Source organism: Lactobacillus ultunensis DSM 16047 (assembly GCF_001436305.1).
GTDB lineage: Bacteria > Bacillota > Bacilli > Lactobacillales > Lactobacillaceae > Lactobacillus > Lactobacillus ultunensis.
This window is the reverse complement of record NZ_AZFO01000072.1, coordinates 1-1900: the sequence shown is the minus strand read 5'-3', so window position 1 is coordinate 1900 and position 1900 is coordinate 1. Positions and strand designations below refer to the sequence as shown.

Below are 1900 nucleotides of genomic sequence, written 5' to 3'. Positions count from 1 at the left end.
CAGGTTCGAGCCCTGTATCCTCCATCGTTCGGGACTACCGCCTCGCGGTAGTCTTTTTTTATGCCAAAGAACGAACAACAATAATAATTTTATCGGTTCAAGTCCTGATAGGATTCATTACTTAGTTAATGAAGATGCCTTGTAACCGGATAGCCAATGTCTATATAGGGGGACTAATATGGAAAGACGTTTGTTTACTTCAGAATCAGTTTCTGAAGGGCACCCAGATAAAGTTGCTGATCAAATTTCTGACGCGATTTTGGATGCAATGCTTGAAAAAGATCCTAATTCACACGTAGCATGTGAAACGATCGTAACTACAGGTATGGTTTTTGTATTTGGTGAAATCTCTACCAATGCTTACGTTGATATTCAAAATGTCGTACGTAAAACCATCTTAAGAATTGGTTATGATCGTCCTGAATTAGGTTTCGACGGCAACAATTGTGCCGTAATGGTGGATATTGATGAACAATCACCTGATATCGCTGGTGGTGTTGACCACTCACTTGAAACTAGAGAAAATAAGTCTGACAAGGATGAATTAGATCAAATTGGTGCTGGTGACCAAGGCTTGATGTTTGGTTTTGCAATTAAGGAAACCCCAGAATTAATGCCTTTACCAATCTCACTTGCTCACCGTTTGATGAGACGTGTAGCTGCGCTTAGAAAAGATCATACTTTGGACTGGCTTCGTCCAGATGCTAAGGCCCAAGTTACAGTTGAATATGATGAAAACAATAAGCCACTTCGTGTGGATACTGTAGTTATTTCTACTCAAACTGATGCCGAAGTTTCTAATGAAGAAATTCGTCGTGCTATGATTGACTTAGTTATTAGGGAAGTTATTCCAGCTAAATACTTGGATGACCAAACTAAATTTTTGATCAACCCATCTGGTCGTTTCGTTATCGGTGGACCAAAAGGTGACTCAGGTTTAACTGGCCGTAAGATCATTGTTGATACGTATGGCGGTTATGCTCGTCACGGTGGTGGTGCTTTCTCAGGTAAGGACCCAACAAAGGTTGACCGTAGTGCCAGCTATGCTGCCCGTTATGTGGCTAAAAATATCGTTGCAGCTGGTCTTGCATATCGTTGCGAAGTGCAATTAGCTTACGCTATTGGTGTTGCTCACCCAGTATCTATCATGATTGATACTGCTGGTACAGGTAAGGTTGATGATGATCTCTTAACTGATGCAGTTCGTCACGTATTTGACCTTCGTCCAGCTGGTATCATCAAGATGCTTAACTTGCGTCGTCCTATTTATGAGCAAACTGCCGCTTATGGTCACTTTGGTAGAACTGACGTCGATTTACCATGGGAAAAAACCGATAAAACTCAAGATTTACTTGATTATATTAAAGATCATCAATAATAAATAAAGAGGGGTAATAAATGAAAAAAACAAACGTGCCTGTAGTCACGCTTGCGATTTTTATGACAACTTTTATGACCGCTATTGAGGGGACAATTGTTTCTACTGCAATGCCAACAATAGTTTCTGATCTGAATGGATTAGAAATTATGAACTGGGTTGTATCAATCTTCCTGTTAATGACGGCTGTCTCAACTCCTTTATATGGAAAATTGGCGGATAGCATTGGGCGGAAGCCAGTTTTTTTGTTTGGAATTGCATTATTTGTCATTGGATCGTCTCTTTGTGGCTTAGCACAAAATATGATTGAATTGATTGTGTTTAGAGTTATTCAGGGTCTAGGCTCAGGGGCTGTTCAGCCAGTAGCTATTACAATTATTGCTGACTTGTACACCTTGCAGAAGAGAGCAAAAATGTTGGGCCTTAATTCCGGTTTCTGGGGAGTGGCCTCAGTTATTGCACCACTTTTAGGTGGTTTTATTGTCCAACACTTATCTTGGCATTGGGTCTTTTATATTAATG

2 protein-coding genes and 1 riboswitch are annotated in these 1900 nt (G+C 40.3%); both genes read left to right on the top strand.

Features of this window, described 5'->3' with window-relative positions:
* Nucleotides 1–90 precede the first annotated feature (90 nt).
* Nucleotides 91–181: riboswitch (SMK box riboswitch) on the top strand.
* Nucleotides 179–1378 carry a methionine adenosyltransferase gene (gene metK / locus FC57_RS10340; protein ID WP_007126646.1) on the top strand — a complete coding sequence of 400 codons (1200 nt, stop codon included), beginning with the start codon at nt 179–181 and terminating at the stop codon, nt 1376–1378. It overlaps the preceding riboswitch by 3 nt.
* A gap of 20 nt (nt 1379–1398) precedes the next feature.
* The coding region (locus tag FC57_RS10335) for an MFS transporter (RefSeq protein ID WP_156655823.1) at nt 1399–1900 on the top strand (502 nt) is incomplete at its 3' end.

Excerpts from the sequence above, each read along its gene's own strand:
- metK (WP_007126646.1), top strand. The coding sequence starts at position 179 with ATGGAAAGACGTTTGTTTACTTCAGAATCAGTTTCTGAAGGGCACCCA.